Genomic DNA, 1,179 nt, shown 5'->3' on the forward strand with positions numbered 1-1,179 from the left:
AGCAGGCGCTGCGCGTCCCGCTCGGCGAGCTCGCCCGAGAAGCCGGCCCAGTCGGCATGCCCGGTCCAGGCTTCGAGCGACAGGAACGGCGCCGTCGGCTTCGTCCACACCGCCAGGTGCGGAAAGTCCTCCACCGCCATCCGGATCGCCCGGCCGCCCGGCCCGGTGAAGCGCATCGTGCGGCTCAGCGCATCGCGGAACACCAGCGCCTCGGTGAACAGGGCCGGATCGAGCGGCAGTGTCGTGCCGTCGAGGTGGATCGGGCGCTCCTCGCGCAGCAGCAGGCCGCCGGGGCCGACCTCGGGGACGCCGGCGCGCTCCGCCTGCTCGAATTCCACCGCGTAGCCGCCGCCCGCCGCCCGCGTGCCGCCTGCGAACGGCCAGGGGAAGGCCGGGTGGAAGCCGAGCCCGTAGGGCAGGGCCGTATCGCCCGGATTGTGGACCGCGATCGCGAAGTCGAGCCCGGCCGGGCGCACCCGGGCGGTGACGTCGAGGCGGAACCGGAAGGGATAGTGCGCCAGCGTCTCGGACGTCTCGGTCAGGCGCAGGGTGACGGCGTCGTCGGCCCGCTCCACCACCGCGAAGGGCAGGTCGCGGGCGAAGCCGTGCTGCGCCATCGGGTAGGTCCGGCCCTCGACCCGCACCACCCCGCCGGCCGAGGCGCCGACCACCGGGAAGAGCCAGGGCGCGTGCCGGTTCCAGTGCTCGGGATCGCCGTTCCAGAGATATTCGGTGCCGCCCACCCGCCACGACACCGGCTCGGCGCCGGCGAGCGCCAAGGCCGCTTCGGTGCCGTCGGCGGCTTTCAGGTGGATCGTGTCGGACATGGACGTGATCTCCGAGGTCGTGGCTATGTCACCCTGGCGGAAATGGCCTTCCAGCACGCGGATCACGCCGCCGCCCCGAGGTGCTGGGTCACCGCATGAAGCGGGCCGGAGGCGACGAGGCGGCCGTCCTCCAACACGTGGACCGTGTCGGCGGCCTCCAGGCTGGTGAGGCGGTGGGCGATCATGATCAGCGTGCGCTGGCCGGCCAGCGCGTTCAGCGCGGCCATCACCGCGCCCTCAGTCTCGCCGTCCAGCGCCGAGGTCGCCTCGTCGAACACGATCACGTCGGGGTCGTGGTAGAGCGCCCGGGCGATGCCGATGCGCTGGCGCTGCCCGCCGGAGAGGCGCGCGC

The 1,179-nt window shown here is 73.6% G+C and carries 2 protein-coding genes; both read right to left on the reverse strand.

Annotated elements, in window-relative coordinates:
* Positions 1-827 (reverse strand): aldose 1-epimerase family protein (locus FV222_RS26740; protein WP_147816156.1); only part of this gene is annotated, 827 nt, incomplete at its 3' end.
* Positions 828-889: 62 nt separating this feature from the next.
* A partial coding sequence (locus FV222_RS26745; protein ID WP_147816158.1) for an ATP-binding cassette domain-containing protein occupies positions 890-1,179 on the reverse strand: 290 nt, incomplete at its 5' end.

It is taken from the genome of Methylobacterium sp. WL103 (assembly GCF_008039885.1).
Taxonomy (GTDB): Bacteria; Pseudomonadota; Alphaproteobacteria; order Rhizobiales; family Beijerinckiaceae; genus Methylobacterium; species Methylobacterium cerastii.